The organism is Pantoea sp. EEL5 (assembly GCF_049892805.1).
Classification (GTDB): domain Bacteria; phylum Pseudomonadota; class Gammaproteobacteria; order Enterobacterales; family Enterobacteriaceae; genus Pantoea; species Pantoea ananatis.
The window spans coordinates 1,833,040-1,849,280 of sequence record NZ_JBNDNJ010000001.1 but is presented as its reverse complement, the minus strand read 5'-3'; the positions used below and the strand labels follow the sequence as shown (position 1 = coordinate 1,849,280).

At 57.9% G+C, this 16,241-nt stretch carries 13 protein-coding genes; 12 read left to right on the top strand and 1 reads right to left on the bottom strand.

The features are described 5' to 3' along the window. The first annotated feature begins 46 nt into the window (after positions 1-46). From ACPXSQ_RS08800 to ACPXSQ_RS08755, 10 genes are all read left to right on the top strand, one after another. Positions 47-1,654 carry an ABC transporter substrate-binding protein gene (locus ACPXSQ_RS08800; RefSeq protein WP_014605500.1) on the top strand — a complete coding sequence of 536 codons (1,608 nt, stop codon included), beginning with the start codon at positions 47-49 and terminating at the stop codon, positions 1,652-1,654. Positions 1,655-1,680: 26 nt separating this feature from the next. Then, a complete protein-coding gene (locus ACPXSQ_RS08795; RefSeq protein WP_014594019.1) occupies positions 1,681-2,634 on the top strand; it encodes an ABC transporter permease in 954 nt (317 codons plus the stop codon). After that, positions 2,634-3,482 carry an ABC transporter permease gene (locus ACPXSQ_RS08790; RefSeq protein ID WP_014605501.1) on the top strand — a complete coding sequence of 283 codons (849 nt, stop codon included), beginning with the start codon at positions 2,634-2,636 and terminating at the stop codon, positions 3,480-3,482. Before ACPXSQ_RS08795 ends, ACPXSQ_RS08790 begins: the two co-directional genes overlap by 1 nt. Beyond that, positions 3,479-5,143, top strand: coding sequence for an ABC transporter ATP-binding protein (locus ACPXSQ_RS08785; protein ID WP_013026288.1), 1,665 nt, complete (start codon positions 3,479-3,481; stop codon positions 5,141-5,143). Before ACPXSQ_RS08790 ends, ACPXSQ_RS08785 begins: the two co-directional genes overlap by 4 nt. Positions 5,144-5,232: 89 nt before the next feature. Next, entirely contained in the window at positions 5,233-6,564 is a 1,332-nt protein-coding gene (locus tag ACPXSQ_RS08780) for an NAD(P)/FAD-dependent oxidoreductase (protein ID WP_015699996.1), read from the top strand. A gap of 10 nt (positions 6,565-6,574) precedes the next feature. Continuing rightward, a complete protein-coding gene (locus tag ACPXSQ_RS08775; protein WP_015699997.1) occupies positions 6,575-7,417 on the top strand; it encodes a GNAT family N-acetyltransferase in 843 nt (280 codons plus the stop codon). Next, on the top strand, positions 7,417-8,343 hold the full coding sequence (locus tag ACPXSQ_RS08770; RefSeq protein ID WP_014594016.1) for a 2-hydroxyacid dehydrogenase: 927 nt from the start codon (positions 7,417-7,419) through the stop codon (positions 8,341-8,343). The genes ACPXSQ_RS08775 and ACPXSQ_RS08770 overlap by 1 nt, the downstream gene beginning before the upstream one ends. 1 nt (position 8,344) lies before the next feature. After that, entirely contained in the window at positions 8,345-9,478 is a 1,134-nt protein-coding gene (locus ACPXSQ_RS08765) for a M20 aminoacylase family protein (RefSeq protein ID WP_116197250.1), read from the top strand. A 113-nt stretch (positions 9,479-9,591) separates the two neighbouring features. Then, the gene (gene gabT, locus ACPXSQ_RS08760) at positions 9,592-10,908 is read left to right on the top strand and encodes a 4-aminobutyrate--2-oxoglutarate transaminase (protein WP_013026283.1); all 1,317 of its coding nucleotides are present in this window, start codon (positions 9,592-9,594) and stop codon (positions 10,906-10,908) included. Positions 10,909-11,159: 251 nt separating this feature from the next. Continuing rightward, positions 11,160-11,672, top strand: a complete 513-nt coding sequence (locus ACPXSQ_RS08755; RefSeq protein ID WP_019106483.1) for an Lrp/AsnC family transcriptional regulator — start codon at positions 11,160-11,162, stop codon at positions 11,670-11,672. Between the two features lie 69 nt (positions 11,673-11,741). Here ACPXSQ_RS08755 and ACPXSQ_RS08750 read toward each other — a convergent pair whose 3' ends face one another. Then, a complete protein-coding gene (locus ACPXSQ_RS08750) occupies positions 11,742-13,667 on the bottom strand; it encodes a phosphatase PAP2 family protein (protein ID WP_104933467.1) in 1,926 nt (641 codons plus the stop codon). A gap of 492 nt (positions 13,668-14,159) precedes the next feature. Between ACPXSQ_RS08750 and ACPXSQ_RS08745 the strand changes: the two genes are divergently transcribed. Both ACPXSQ_RS08745 and ACPXSQ_RS08740 read left to right on the top strand, forming a co-directional pair. Further along, positions 14,160-15,464, top strand: a complete 1,305-nt coding sequence (locus tag ACPXSQ_RS08745; RefSeq protein WP_104933466.1) for a purine-cytosine permease family protein — start codon at positions 14,160-14,162, stop codon at positions 15,462-15,464. Next, positions 15,457-16,146: a biuret amidohydrolase gene (locus tag ACPXSQ_RS08740; protein ID WP_014594012.1), complete on the top strand. Its 690-nt coding sequence runs from the start codon at positions 15,457-15,459 to the stop codon at positions 16,144-16,146. The genes ACPXSQ_RS08745 and ACPXSQ_RS08740 overlap by 8 nt, the downstream gene beginning before the upstream one ends. The last annotated feature ends 95 nt before the right edge of the window (positions 16,147-16,241 follow it).

Here is a 16,241-nt window from a genome sequence, read left to right as displayed (position 1 = left end):
AGGGGATGTTTCCATGTTCTCTCGAACACGTAATGAGGGTGTACAGATGAGTAAAATTGATAATAAAGAATCTGACGTAACCAATCCTGCTCTGACGCGGATGATCACGGAGGGCACGCTGTCCCGTCGCAGTTTAATGAAGCTGCTTTCCGCCGGTGCGGTGATGAGCACCGGACTGATCGGCTTTCCCGGCATGGCGCTGGCAGAAAGCAAACCGGTTCAGGGCGGAAAAATACGTGTCGGCATGTCTAACGCGTCTGCGACTGATACGCTTGATCCGGCAAAAGGCAGCAACAGTGCCGACTACACGCGCCAGTTTATGTTTTACAGCTGTCTGACAGAGGTCGACAAGTCAATGTCGGTTAAGCCCGGCCTGGCAGAGTCGGTGGATTCTGACGACGGTATCACCTGGAGCATCAAACTGCGCAAAGGCGTCACGTTCCACGACGGTAAGCCCTTTACCGCGAAAGACGTGATTTTCTCGCTTAACCGCCATAAAGATCCCGCCGTGGCCTCAAGTGCATTCAAGCTTGCCGAACAGTTCAAGACCCTTACAGCTGTCAACGACAATGAAGTTCAGCTTGTTCTCGTGGCACCCAACTTTGACCTTCCTTACATGCTGACGACATCTCCCTTCCTGATCGTTCAGGATGGCACCAAAGATTTCAGCAAAGGGATCGGCACCGGCCCCTTCGTGTGCAAAAGCTTTACGCCCGGGGTCAATACCGTGGGCACCAAAAACCCGAACTACTTTAAACCGGGGCTACCGCATCTGGATGAAGTGGAACTGCTGGGTGTGACCGATCAGGCCGCCCGCGTCAACGCGCTGCTGTCGGGCGATATTCAGGTGGCCTCGGGCCTGAAAGCGCCGGACAGTATGCGCATCAGCCGTACGCCGGACCATGCGGTGCTTGAAACCAAAGGTGGCATGTACACCAACCTGATTATCCGAACCGATATCAAACCCGGCAGCAACCCGGATTTCGTGCTGGCGATGAAATATCTGCAGCCCAGAGAAATCATCGTGAAAACCGTGCTGCAGGGCTTTGGCGACGTGAGTAATGACACGCCGGTTCCACCCTGGCATCCGCTGTTTAACGCCGACCTTAAACCGCGTCCGCTCGATCCCGAAAAAGCCAAATTTTATATCAACAAAGCGGGCATGACCGGGCAGACCATTGAGATTGTGACCTCTCCGCCGCTGGAAGGCGCAACGGAAGGGGCACAGCTGATTCAGCAGGTAGGACGCAATGCAGGCCTGAACGTCAACGTGCGTCGCGTGCCTTATGAAGGCTACTGGGGCACCCACTGGATGAAAGATCCGGTGGGCTACGGCTCGATCAACCCGCGCCCAACGCTCGATATGCTGTTCTCACAGTTCTACCTGTCAAGCTCATCCACCAACGAGAGCGGCTGGAAAAACCCTCAGTTCGATCAGTTGGTGATTGCGGCACGTGGCGAACGTGATAAAGCCAAACGCAAGCAGATGTACGGCGATATGCAAACCCTGATCTATGACCACTGCGGTACGCTCATCCCGGCATTTATCAGTTCCATGGACGGTTACAGCAAGAAGGTTAACGGACTTGAAGCCTGGCCATCGGGCATGCTGATGGGCTATCGCTTCCATGAGTTCGCCTGGCTTTCAGCCTGATAATCGTCTGAAGAAGGAGTTCGCCGATGAACCGATACATGATGTTCCTGATTGCCCGGCGCATTGGCGCTGGCATCCTGACCTTGCTTATCGTCTCGGCGGTGGTGTTTTTTATCACCAGCCTGCTGCCGGGCGATGCGGCGCAAATGATCCTGGGGCAAAACGCCACGCCGGAAACCGTGGCGGCCCTGCGCCAGCAGTTGGGCTTAGATCAGCCCCTGCTGGTGCGCTATTTCACCTGGCTTGGCGGTATGCTGACAGGGAATTTTGGCACCTCATTTGCCAGTCATCTGCCGGTAGCACAGCTGGTGGCGCAGCGCTTGCCTGCCACCTTTGAACTGGCTGCCACCACCACGGCAATTTGTGTCCCGCTGGCGCTGATTATTGGCATCGCGGCGGCCATGAATCGTGGCTCAAAACTCGATCGTGCCCTGGTGATTGGCACCATGGCAACGGTTGCGGTACCGGAGTTTCTGGTTGCAACCGTCGCGGTCCTGATTTTTGCGGTGAAGCTGCACTGGGTTTCGGCCATGTCGCTGGGCAGCCCCAATATGGACTTCGCCAGCTACCTTAAAGCCTATGCGCTGCCGGTGATGACGTTATGCTGCGGCCTGGTGGCACAAATGGCGCGCATGACCCGCGCGGCCATTATTAACCAGCTCGACAGCCCTTATCTGGAAATGGCCTTGCTGAAAGGCGTTTCCCCGATGCGGGCGGTGCTCCGTCATGCCTTACCGAATGCCGTTGGCCCTATCGCTAACGCCATTTCCCTCAGTCTTTCTTACCTGTTTGGTGGGGTCATCATTATCGAAACCATCTTCAGCTATCCCGGCCTGGCCAGTCAGATGGTCGATGCGGTCAGCAACCGCGATCTGCCGGTAGTTCAACTCTGTGTGATGCTGTTTGCCAGCTGCTATCTGCTTCTGCTGCTGGCGGCCGATATCCTGACTATCGCCTTTAACCCGAAATGGAGGAGCTGATGAAAATATTGCTTCCCTGGCGCATTTTTCAGTCACTGTCTTTATCGGGCCAGTTAGGCCTGGTGGTGACCTTGTTCTGGCTGATTATCGCGCTCTTCGGCACCTGGTGGGCGCCCCATAATCTCGACGACATTGGTGCGGGCCCGTTAATGGGGGGATTTACGCATGAAAACCTGCTGGGTACGGATTACCTGGGGCGGGATATGCTCAGCCGCATTATGTACGGGGCGAAATTTTCCCTTGGCCTGGCGCTGGGCGCTGCGGTGCTGGCCAGCCTGATTGGCACCCTGCTGGCGCTGTTAGCGGCGGTGACCGGACGCTGGCTGGAAGAGCTGCTGGGCCGTATCAACGACGCCATGCTGGTGTTACCGGGGAAAATCCTGGCGCTGATGATCGTGGCAGTGTTCGGATCTTCATTGCCGATGCTGCTGATTACCGCGGTATTCACCTACTGGCCCGGCGCATTTCGTATCGCCTTTGCCCTGGCCAGCAACTTGCGCAATATGGATTATGTCCGCGCCTCCCGACTGCGGGGAGAAAGCCGCTGGTACATCGCCATCCACGATATTCTGCCCAATATGGTGCACCCGGTCCTGGCCGATTTTGGCCTGCGTTTTGTGTATATCGTTTTACTGCTGAGCGGGCTGAGCTTCCTTGGCTTGGGCGTTCAGCCACCTTATGCCGACTGGGGAACATTAGTGCGTGAAAATATTCAGGGGCTGTTTGATGGTTCACCGGCCGTGTTGATGCCCGCGGTGGCCATTGCCAGCCTGACCATCGCCGTTAACCTGTTTATTGACAGCTTGCAAAGCATGCGTCCGTTGACGCTGGCAAAGGAGGGGGCATGAACGTGACGCAACATACGGCAATGCCTGTGATATCTGTCGATAACCTGCGCGTAACGGCGCATAACGACAACGGGGATGAACTGGATATCGTGTCCGATATTCGCTTCACGGTGCAAAAGGGCGAAGTGCTGGCGCTGATTGGCGAATCCGGCTCGGGTAAAACCACCATTGCGATGGCGCTCATGGGCTATGCACGCCACGGATGTAAAATAGCCGAGGGCAATATTCATGTTGCGGGGACCAACATCATGAATCTTACCCCCGCACAGTTGCGTGTTTTTCGCGGCAACAAAGTCGCCTACATTGCCCAGAGTGCGGCTGCCTCTTTTAACCCCGGCATGAAAATTATCGATCAGGTCATTGAACCGGTCGTGATTCACGGCACCATGACGCGCAAGGCGGCGAAGGCCAAAGCGCTGGCGTTGTTTCGTGAGCTGGCGTTACCTAACCCGGATACGATTGGCGATCGCTTCCCCCATCAGGTCTCGGGCGGGCAGTTACAGCGTTTGATGACGGCGATGGCGCTGATCAGCGATCCGGATGTGGTGATTCTGGATGAACCCACGACGGCGCTGGATGTCACCACCCAGGTTGAAGTGTTGAAAGCCTTTCGTCGGGTGGTCAAACAGCGCGGCGTAACGGCAATTTATGTCAGTCATGACCTGGCCGTGGTGGCACAAATGGCCGATCGCATCCTTGTTCTGCTGCAAGGTAAAATCGCTGAGTACGGCACCACTGCGCACCTGATTGGCGCGCCGCAAGCGGACTATACGCGCCTGTTGATGGATGCGGCTCAGCAGAAAGAGCGCCCCAGCCACTGGTGCCCGGCGAAAGCCGGTGAACTGCCGCTACTGGAAGTGCGCGATCTGTCTGCCGGTTACGGCCCGAAAGGCAGCGATGGCTTACCCAAAGTGCGCATCCTGGAAAACATCAATCTGACGCTCTGGAAAGGTCAGGCCATCGGCATTATTGGTGAATCCGGCTCGGGCAAAACCACCCTGGCTCACGCTATCGCTGGCCTCAATCCGGCCTGCCAGGGGCAAATCTTGTTTAATGGCTACACGGTGGCCGATCAGATGCAAAAGCGCACGGATAACGAGCTGCGCCGTATTCAGTATGTTTTCCAGATGGCGGATACGGCGCTCAATCCGGCGCACAGTGTGGAGCGGATTCTGTCTCGTCCCCTGACGCTGTTTCATGGTCTGAGCGGCATCGCCCGGCAGAACCGGCTGTATCAACTTCTGGATCTGGTGAAGTTGCCGCGCACGGTACTCTCGCGCCGTCCCTGGTCGTTGTCCGGTGGGCAAAAGCAGCGTGTGAATCTGGCACGTGCCCTGGCGGCAGAACCGGATGTCATTCTCTGTGATGAGGTGACCTCGGCGCTCGATACCGTAGTGGCCTCGGCGGTGCTGGATCTGATCAGTGAACTGCGCCGTGAGCTGGGATTGTCGGTAATGTTTATCAGCCACGATATGCACGCCGTGCGTGCCGTGTGTGACGAGATCGTTGTGATGCGCAATGGCGCTATCGTGACCCAGCTGGCACGCGGTAACTACGATCAACCGACCAGTGAGCTCTATTTCGAACGCCTGAAACGTGCGGTTCCTGAGCTACGTCAGGGCTGGCTGGACGAGCATGAAGAGATTCTGAAAGCCGAATAACCGGCACCGCCATTTTGGCAAGCAAAACTCATTTTGGGGCAGCTGAACCAGGGTCATTCTGCCCCAATACACGACGAGGTTGTGACGTCATGCCTGCACCGATTCGTTATGTACAGGACAGCCCGGACTTCCCGGATGCCGCTGATGTGGTGGTGATTGGTGCCGGTATCGCCGGTGCCGCTGCCACCTGGTATCTGGCAAAGCAGGGCCTGAAGGTGGTGCTGATTGAGAAGGGCCTGGTCGGGGCTGAACAATCCAGTCGCAACTGGGGCTGGTGCCGTCAGCAGAATCGCGATGAACGTGAACTGCCGCTGGTGATTGAAGCCTTACGAGGCTGGGAAGAACTCAGTGTGGAAACCGGTGAAGAGCTGGGTTTTCGCCGCAGCGGACTGGTTTACGCCACCCGCAATGAAGCGGACATCGCCGCCTGGGATACATGGGGCCAGATGGCCAAACAGTATGGCGTACGCAGCGACATATTAAATGCGCAGCAGGCGAAAGCCCTGACGCCGGGCAGCACTACAAACTGGCTGGGCGGCGTTTCGGCCCCCACCGACGGTGCAGCAGAGCCCAGACTGGCCGCACCGGGTATAGTGATTGGCGCACAGAAAAAAGGGGCGCTGGTGTTTCAGCAATGTGCGGTGCGCGGGCTGGATATTTCAGCAGGACGCGTCAGCGGCGTGATAACCGAACGGGGAGTCGTCAAAGCCCCCCGCGTGATCTGCGCAGCGGGTGCATGGACCTCGATGTTTTGCCGTCGGCACGGCGTCGATCTGCCGCTGGGGAATGTGATTGGCACCGCCTTTCGGACTCAGCCCATCGAGCAGGCCATTGCCGTTCCTTTTTATACCGAAAGCTTCGCCTGTCGGCCGCAGCTGGATGGCAGCTATACCGTTTCCGTATCGGGCCGTGGACGGCTGGAGCCCGGTGCTCAGGGCTTGCGATATCTGCGTCAGTTTTATCCCACGTTCAAAAGTCGTCGTAAAAATCTTACCCTGAATCTGGGGGTGAAGCCGTTCTTTCACGGCCCTGAGGCGATGGGGCGCTGGGATCTGGATGCCGTTTCGCCTTTCGAGCGGATGCGTATTCTGGATCCGGCTGCCGATGCCTGGGTCGTGGAAAGCGGACTGGCCGCCATGCGCCGCGAATTTCCTGCCCTGGCGAATCTCAAAGTCGCCCAGGCCTGGGGGGGAATGATTGACAGTACGCCGGATGCCATTCCGGTTATTTCAACGGTGGCAAAACTGCCTGGCCTGGTGCTGTCGGCGGGGTTCAGCGCACACGGTTTTGGTATTGGCCCCGGCGCGGGCCGCCTCGCCGCTGAACTGGCGACGGACGCGACGCCGGTGGTGGATCCCACCCCTTATCGTTACAGCCGTTTTATTGACGGCAGCGGACTTGATGCACCTGGCATGATGTAAGGAAAGCAAAATGACATTTGATATTCGTAGCATGACGACCGAAGACATTCCGCAGGTTTATGCGATGAGCCAGGCGCTAAACTGGCCGCACCGCCATGAAGACTGGGCGATCGGCATTGAGCTTGGCGAAGGCGTGGTGATTGAAGATCAGGGTGAAGTGATTGGCAGCGCGATTCTCTGGCGCTGGGGCGACAAAGCCGCCACCATCGGTCTGGTCATTGTCGCAAACTCACATCAGGGGCGCGGGCTGGGCAAGCAACTGATGCTGGCCTTGTTAGAGAAAGTTCCCGGCTACAATGTGCGTCTGCACGCCACCGAGATGGGGAAAGGCCTGTATGAAAAGCTCGGCTTCGTTGCCTGCGGTAAGATCCTTCAGTACCAGACGCCATCCCTGACGACGCTGCCCAGGGTCGCGATCCCGGCTGGGTTGACGTTGCGCAGCGCCACCCTTGACGACCGGGATGCGCTGGTAAACATGGACCAGGCCGCCCACGGGCTTTTCCGCCCGGCGCTGGTGGCGCATCTGATTACCGACAATCAGACCGTGATATTGCAGGATGATGAGCAACGCCTTAAGGGCTTTGCCAGCCTGCGCCGTTTTGGCCGTGGCTGGGTCATTGGTCCCGTTATTGCAGAAGATTTTCCGGTTGCGCAGGCGCTGACGGCTGCGCTGATGCAGGGCATGAAGGGCGAGTATTTGCGCATGGATACGGATGCGGCTTTACCGCTGGCTCCCTGGCTGGAGAGCCTGGGCCTCACGAATGTTGATGCGCCCGTCACGATGGTGCGCGGTGAGGTCTGGGTAGCGCAAGGGATGCAGGCGTTTGGTCTGACCACGCAGGCCATGGCCTGATGCACGTTGTCTATAAATCTGAACCCCAGCGCGGCCTCTACTGGCAGCGTTGGCTGGCTGAACACGCGCCCGATATCCACTTACATCTCTGGCCGGAAACCGGTGATGCGGCTCAGGTTGATGCCCTGGTCGCCTGGTTGCCGCCGGATGACCTTATGGCCTGTTTTCCCAATCTGAAAGTCCTGTTTTCTGTGGGCGCAGGGGCTGAGCAGTTTGATCTGTCCACGCTGCCTGGCCACATCCCGCTGGTCAGAACGATTGAACCTGGCCTGACGCAGGGCATGGTGGAATACGTCACCTTTGCGGTGCTGGGGCTGCATCGCGACATGCCACGCTATTTCCAGCAGCAACGCCACCAGCAGTGGCAGGCGCATCTGGCGATGCCCGCCAGTCAGCGTCGCATCGGCATTATGGGCCTGGGCGAACTGGGCCGCGCGGCGCTGGCGCAGCTTCAGTCGATGGGATTTGACTGCGGCGGCTGGAGCCGTACGCCGCACCATATTGCGGGCGTGCCGTGCTGGCATGGTGACGATCAGCTGTCCGACTTTCTGGCGCGCAGCGATATTCTGGTGTGCCTGCTGCCGCTAACGTCCAGCACCCAGGGACGCCTGAATGCCGGGCTGTTCGGCCAGTTGCCTGCGGGAGCCGCATTGGTTCAGGTGGGACGCGGCCCTCAGCTAAATCATCAGGACCTGTTGGATGCGCTCGACAGCGGCCAGTTACGGGCTGCGGTGATCGATGTCACCGATCCCGAACCTTTGCCTGCCGGTCACGCATTTTGGACGCACCCGGCTGTGTGGTTGACGCCGCACATCGCCAGCCAGACGCAGAATGACAGCGCGATTAAGGCGCTTCTGGCTAACCTGCGTCGCTTTCAGCGTGGCGAGCCGCTGGTCGGCGTCGTTGATCGTTCACGAGGATATTGAAATGGACCCTTTAGTGGCATTGCGCCGTGATCTGCACCGTCATCCGGAGCTGGGCTTTCATGAAGCGCGGACCAGCGATATTGTCGCGCGGTTTTTAGAGGATCTCGGCATTGAGGTGCATCGCGGCATCGGTAAAACGGGCGTGGTGGGCGTACTGAAAAAAGGCAGCGGTTCACGCATGATTGGACTGCGGGCTGATATGGATGCGCTGCCCATGCAGGACAACGGCGAGGTGCCCTGGACCAGCCAGACGCCGAACTGCAGCCACGCCTGCGGTCACGATGGCCACACCATTATGCTGCTTGGCGCGGCAGCAAAGCTGGCGCGCGAGGTCGAGTTTACCGGCACGGTCTGCTTTATTTTTCAGCCAGCAGAAGAGGGCCTGGCGGGCGCGAAGGCCATGATTGACGACGGTCTGTTCCAGCGCTTCCCCTGCGATGCGGTGTTTGCCCTGCATAACTGGCCTGAATTACCCTTGGGTGAAATTCAGACTCGCCCCGGTGCCATCATGGCCGCGGCAGACCGATTTGATATCACCCTGAAAGGGCCTGGCGGCCATGCCGCTCAGCCCCATCTCACGCACGATACGCTGCTTGCCGTCAGTGAACTGGTGGTGCAGTTAAACACCCTGGTGCCCCGGGCGCTTGATCCCTGCGAACCGGCGTTGCTGACCGTGACGCGCATGCAGGGCGGATTTTCCCACAATATGATCCCTGCGGAAGCCAATATCACCGGCACGGTACGCACGTTCAACCCGGCGGCACAGGACATCATCGAATCACGTCTGCGGCACATGGCCGGGCACATCGCGGCGGCGCATGGATTGGACGCCGAGGTGAATTATTTGCGTTATTACCCGGCCACCATCAACAGCGAGTCTGAGGCAAGTCAGGCCCTCGCGGCCTTGCAGGCGGCAGGCATGACAGCCCGGCTGGCCCCTCAGCCTGCGCTGACCTCAGAAGATTTTGCTTTTATGTTACAGGCAAAGCCTGGTGCTTATTTGTGGATAGGATCGGCACCCAGCAAGCCGCTCCATCACGCCGCCTATGATTTTAACGACGCGCTCATACCCTACGGAATCCAGGCCTTTGTCACGCTGGCCTGTTATGCAACAGGGGCAACATTTCCCGGCTGAAATCCGTGGGATTTTGACACGAAATGCCGCGGCTGACGGAATTACGGCAGCGTCATTGACCAACAGATTGCGATACTTAAGCCAACCGAACACGACGTGGATGAGGTATAAAAATGCAGAATGTCCTGGCAGAGCAGCAAACCTATGCGGACAACAGCCAGTTGCTGGATGTCCGAGATCACAATGTGCCGCGTGGCATTATTACCGCTCATCCGCTGGTGATTGAGCGAGCCAAAGGCAGCGAAGTATGGGATGTGGAAGGCAACCGCTATCTGGATTTTGTGGGCGGTATTGGCGTCCTTAACGTAGGCCACAACCATCCGGCCGTGGTTAACGCCGTCACCCGCCAACTGGGCATGGTGTCCCATGCCTGTTTTCAGGTGGCGGCCTATCCGGGATACATTGAGCTGGCCCAGCGTCTGAATAAGCTGGTGGGCGGTGACGAGCACTATAAAAGCGTGTTTTTCACCAGCGGTGCAGAAGCGGTAGAGAACGCGGTGAAAATCGCCCGTTCTTATACGCAACGGCCGGGCATCATTGCGTTTGACGGGGCTTTCCACGGACGTACCCTGCTTGGCGTGACGCTGACGGGCATGTCTGCGCCATACAAACAGAATTTTGGTCCGTTCCCGGGGGATGTTTATCGCCTGCCGTTCCCGAATCCGTTGCACGGTGTGACTGAGGCAGACTGTCTGAAGGCACTTGATCAGCTGTTTTCTGTGCAGATTTTGCCGGAGCGCGTCGCCGCGATTATCATCGAACCCGTTCAGGGCGATGGCGGCTTCTTACCTGCAGGTCCGGCATTTATGCAGGCGCTGCGTCGTATTACTACCCAGCACGGCATTATGCTGATCTGTGATGAAATTCAGAGCGGCTTTGGCCGTACCGGTACCATGTTTGCCTTCCAGCAACTCGGCATCAAACCCGACATGATCACCACGGCGAAGAGCCTGGCCGGTGGCTTGCCGATTTCCGGCGTGGTGGGCAAAGCCGAGATCATGGACAGTCCGGCCCCGGGCGGGTTGGGCGGTACCTATGGTGGTAATGCGCTGGCCTGTGCGGCGGCACTGGCTGTACTGGATATCTTTGAGCAGGAAAACCTGCTGGCGCGTTCCTGCCAGTTGGGCGAGCAGTTAAACCAGCGTCTGCGCCAGCTTGCGGATAAATATGCCTGCATCGGCGATGTACGCGGCGTGGGCTTTATGCAGGCAGTAGAAATTCTGGATGTGGATACCCATAAACCCGACAGCGCGCTGACACAAAAGATCCTCGACAGCGCCTGTCAGGAAGGCCTGCTGCTGATCAAATGTGGTTTGCATCGCAACACCATCCGCTTCCTTGCACCGTTAGTGACCACCGATTCGCAACTCGAAGAAGCGCTGCATATCTTTGATATTGCGCTGGCGCGTGCGACCGGACGCTTAGGATAGCCGCTCTCTCTCATTGGAAAGGCATCATCCCGGCAGTGCCGCCAGCGTGCGCGCAGCCGGGGTCAACGCTGGCGCATTTTTTGCAAAGCGTGACAGGCCGGGAATTTTTTGTGTTACAAAAAAGTGGCGTACTTGTTATTTTAAAGTGGCGTATTTTAAGTATTGCTAAAAGTGCGCTTTACGCTCGTGTACGCAGATTATCGCCGGGTAGGAGCGAACATCCAGTACAGCTGTAAACAATGAGGGGTGCTATGAACGGCTTAATGAAACTCGACCGCATCGATATCAATATTCTGGTGCAACTCCAAAAAGATGGCCGTATCAGCAACGTCAATCTCGCCGATGCAGTGGGGCTGTCCCCGAGTCCCTGCCTGCAGCGGGTAAAACGGCTGGAGCAGGCCGGCTTTATTACCGGCTACGAAGCGCACGTTAATCTCACCAAAATTACCGATTCCGTCACCGTGTTTACCGAAGTCACCCTGAACGGACATCGTCGCGAAGACTTTATGAAGTTCGAAGCTGCGATGCGTGAAGTTGATGAACTGATGGAGTGCCACTTGATTACCGGCGGCTACGATTACCTGTTGCGCTTTATTACCCGCAGCATTGAGCATTATCAGGATGTGATTGAGAAGATGCTGGATGCGCAAATTGGTATCGATAAGTACTTCAGCTATATCGTGATTAAATCACCCGTCATGAAAAGCAGCGTGCCGCTGCGCTCACTGATTAGCAAGCATAACCCGATGGAGTTCGGCGTCTGACTTTTGGTTAAGCGCGCAGGAATCTGACAACCTCATTCCCTGCGCGCGCCTTGCCAGGGCTTATCAGGTTCAGAGCAGCTTAATACTGAGTCGTGTCGCGCTGCTGACAGGTCGAGCCTGATAGCCTTCGACAACGATGCGACTAAAGTGCGCCGCAAGTGAGCCTGCCTGCATCAACGGGATCAGATCGCCCGCTTCGGGACGATAGCCTTTGACAAACTTCACCAGCAGCGTCCCCCCCGCCACTAAAGGCCCGTTCACGATGAGACGGCCACCGCCCTGACCATCAATATCCAGTTCAAGACTGGCTTCGGGCAGCGCCGTGTAGCTTTTCACCTGTACCGGCGACAGGGCAGCAATGCGCACGCGGCCCTGATTGCCCACATAGAGATCACCCACGCCAAAGGCGCGGGCTGAACCGGCTTCCAGCACGCCACCCTGAACCTCCGTACCGCCGCTGTAGCGGTTCGCGCCAGTCAGCCTCAGGGTGCCTGAACCCTGTAAGGTCAGCTTTCCCTGACCGTCGATCGCATTCCGCCAGCTGTCGGACTGATTAAAACCGCCTTTAGCGGCGTCCATTGCCACTTTAACGTTGCCGGTAAACTGACCATATCCGTCGGCGGCGGCCACAATGTTCAGGCGTCCCCAGCCCTCAGCATCGTCCATGATCGGGTAGCCTGAGGCCAGCGCGGTAGTTTTTAATACCACGCGCCGTTGCAGGGCGCTCAGATAGGGAAACCGGGTTTCCAGCAAAATCTCGGCCCCTTTGGGCACCACGGGGGGACGGTGGCGAGGACCGATGGGGGCGAAACCAAAGGTCATGCGCCGCAGCGCCTGAAGGCGGTTAAGGGTGGGATCGGCGAAGCGATCGGCGCTCGGCGGCGCGGCATGGGCATAGGCAAAGAAGGTGGCTGGTTGCGTCGCGGTGCGTTGCCATAATGCCTGATGCGCCTGGGTGAAGGCACGCCTGGCATCCTCATGATAAGCCGTCAGATTTGCGGTGGTCACCGCCAGCGCCAGCATGCGCCCGCCGATGACGTCCAGAGGCGAGTGCATTCCGGCCACGATCCGGTTTTCGCCCAGCTCCATACCGCGGCTGACCATCTCCTGATAGCGCTCCGGCACCAGCCACGCCATGGTAAGGGCATCTCTGACGGCTTCCGCCGTGTGGCCGCTGATAAATCCGCCGTCGGTGGCGGGCTGTGGATTTTCTGCAGGCACAAGGGCAGGAACAACCTCCACCGCCGAACGCCAGCGATACGGACGCGCATATTTATAGAAGCGCTTCACCGGTTCGGTCGAGGCGTTGTTGCCCATTTCATTGAGAAAATCCACCACCAGACCGAAGTCGCGATTGCCTTCCTGACTGCCCACGCCGGTATTGTTGCCCTTATCCACGTACAGCACGGTGGTGGCATCAGCCGGAATGCGTGTCAGGGTTGTGACCTGCTGGGCCGCACTGCGCCATGCGCCCGTCAGTGGCCCCATGCCATCTGTGACGCTGTAGCCTTTGCCACGACGGTCGTCGTAATAGGCCGCCTCAGCCTGGGCTGCCGTGCGGCGTCGTGTCGTTGTCACCACATACTGAACATTCGCGGCCAGGACGTGAGAATTAAGGATTGTGCCGCATACGGGGGCTTTGTCAGGCAGTCCCGTACAGTCAGAAGGCGTAATGGCTGCAAAACCCTCACGGGCCGGCGCGGTAACTCCCGCATCGACCTTCAGCGTGCGTGGGCGCCACAGGGCAAGAAAGCCGGATACCACGCGCACGCCGGCATTGGTGTCGAGCGTCGCAAACCGGGCATCACCACGTTGGTTCGTGGCGATATTGTCGATAAAAGCGGGCACGTCTGCCGCAGGCGCGCTGTCGGTGAAGCCCGGATCCCTCGGCGGGACAGGCAGTGCGGTAGCGGGCCGATCCTGACCCAAAACAGGCGTCGAAACCATGCCAGAAAACAGCGCCAGATAAATGCCAAAACGAACAGCAGCAGACATGATGAAAACCTTCAGGGCGAATGATGGCCCGGTATTGTGGCCGCAAAGCGTTAATGACACATGACAATCCCGTGACGATCTGACGTGAAAATTGCTTTCCAGATGGTGTTATAAAGTTTCCCATTTGTTGTGCAGTCTGCCCCACAAGCGTGCCCTGAACCACCGTGACGCTGCCGGGGGTTCAGCGCGTCTTATCATAAGAATTCGATCTTGTATCCAAGGCCGTATCCCGACAGGCATTCACGCCCCATGACGTCGCGGCGGCGATTCCTGGCATGCTTCATGCAGTTTCTGTCCGGTAAGCCCTATCCAGTAGAACACAGGCGTGGAAAACGGATTAACACCCCGGCAAGGCGGCACATCAACGCCACGCAATGCACACATGTCGGCGGCGATACGGCACGTTTTTCGTCATAACGATGGCGAGTACAGGATGAAAAACAGTGCCCCAACGCGGCTACCCGTGGACTGACATTGACCAGGAACTGACAAATGAAAAAACAGGCTTCCCCAACGTTAGAACAGGAGTTTGAGCACGAACCCGTGCCGCTCTCACATCGCCATCCGACCCGGTCGGTTTCGGCCGTCTGGTTTGGTTTTCCTATGATCCTCACGAATGCGCTGTTTGGCGGCATCATCACCTGGCACCTTGGCTTCTGGCCTGCGCTGCTGGCGATTGTGATGGGCAATCTGGTGCTGTTTGCCTACGTCGGTGCGCTGAGCTGGTTTGCCGGTAATACCGGTATGAACTTTGCCCTGCAGGCGAAAAGAACCTTTGGCAGCAAAGGTTACATCCTCGTGTCGGGCTTCCTCTCGACCGTGGTGATTGGCTGGTACGCCTTTCAGACCGGACTGACCGGTACGGTGATTCATGAGACTTTCGGCTGGAATGCCCTGTCGGTGACGGCATTTGCCATGGTGCTGTTTACGGCCGTGACCTTCCTGGGCGTGCGCGCCTTGTCGGTGTTGGGCATGATTGCTGCGCCGATGTTTGTGATTCTGGGGTTTGTCGCGCTGTACTTCGTGGGGCAGACGCATGAATTTTCCAGCATGTTTCACTGGAAAGGCAGCCCGGCGGTGGCGGGGGCCATGAGCATGGGCACGGCGGTCACCATGGTGGTGGCGGGTTTTGCCGATTCCGGCACCATGACCGCCGATTTCACCCGCTGGTCGAAGAGTGGACGTGCTGCGGTCATTGCCGCCTTTTCGGCCTTTCCGGTCGCGAATCTGATCGCCTATCTGTTTGGCGTGGTTATCGTTTCGGTTGGCGCGGCGGTCGATCCGCTGACCAACGGCGGCAACTTTCTGCCCATGCTGATGGGCCATGGTGATGTCCTGACCCTGGTGGCTTTCCTGTTTGTGTTTATCAACCTTGGCTCGGTATGTACGCACTGTCTTTATAACGGTGCAGTCGGGTTTAGCCATCTTTTTAACAGCAAGATGCGCCGCTGGACCCTGATTCTTGGCGCCATCGGCGGTCTGCTGGCACTGGCAGGCGTCTGGTCATATTTTCTCGAGTGGCTGACTCTGCTGGGCGTGGTGGTGCCGCCGTTTGGTGCGGTCATGATTGTTGATCTGATTTTTATGGCAAAGCTGAGTGAACAGCGCCCGGCGCAACGCTTTCATGGCGCGGCTTTCGCGGCCTGGGCGCTCGGAAGTCTGTGCGCGGTCGTCGCGCATCTGGCATTCCCCCAGTTTGGCGAAGCGGTCATCGGTCTGGTGACGGCCGCACTCAGCTACACCCTGATTATTAAATTACGTTCCCCCACGCCGCGACTGGAGAAGAACAATGCCTGAGTACAGTGTGAATTCCACCCCTTATGCCTGGCCGTTTGATGGCCATTTTAGTCCGGCCGACACGGCTCTCCTCGTCATTGATATGCAAACCGATTTTTGCGGCCCGGGGGGGTACGTTGACAGGATGGGCTACGACATTGGCCTGACGCGTGCGCCTGTCGAACCCCTTAAAGTGTTACTGGCACGTATGCGGGCGCTTCAGTTTCCCATCATTCACACCCGGGAAGGGCATCGCGCGGACCTGAGTGACTTACCGGCAAACAAGCGCTGGCGTTCGGCCAGGATGCAGGCGGAGATCGGCAGTGCAGGGCCGTGCGGCCGTATCCTGGTGCGCGGTGAGCCGGGCTGGGAGATTATCCCCGAGCTCGCCCCCTTAGCAGGAGAAGTGATCATTGATAAGCCCGGTAAAGGATCCTTTTATGCCACAGACCTTGAGCTGGTCTTACGCAGTCGCGGCATTCGGAATTTAATTATTACCGGTATCACGACGGATGTATGTGTTCATACGACGCTGAGAGAGGCCAACGATCGCGGATATGAGTGCCTGGTTTTGTCCGACTGTTGTGCCGCCACAGAGCAACGCCATCATGAAGCCGCGCTGAGCATGATCCACATGCAGGGCGGCATCTTTGGTGCCGTTGCCACCTCTGCCGCGCTGCTGGACACGCTCGGTCAGCCTTAACGGACTGTTCTGCCAGCCTGTCGCCCTGAGCGGGACAGGCTGGCGCAAATTCATTTTTACGTCACCGTCTCGTCACCTCGCTGTCATCTGATCCC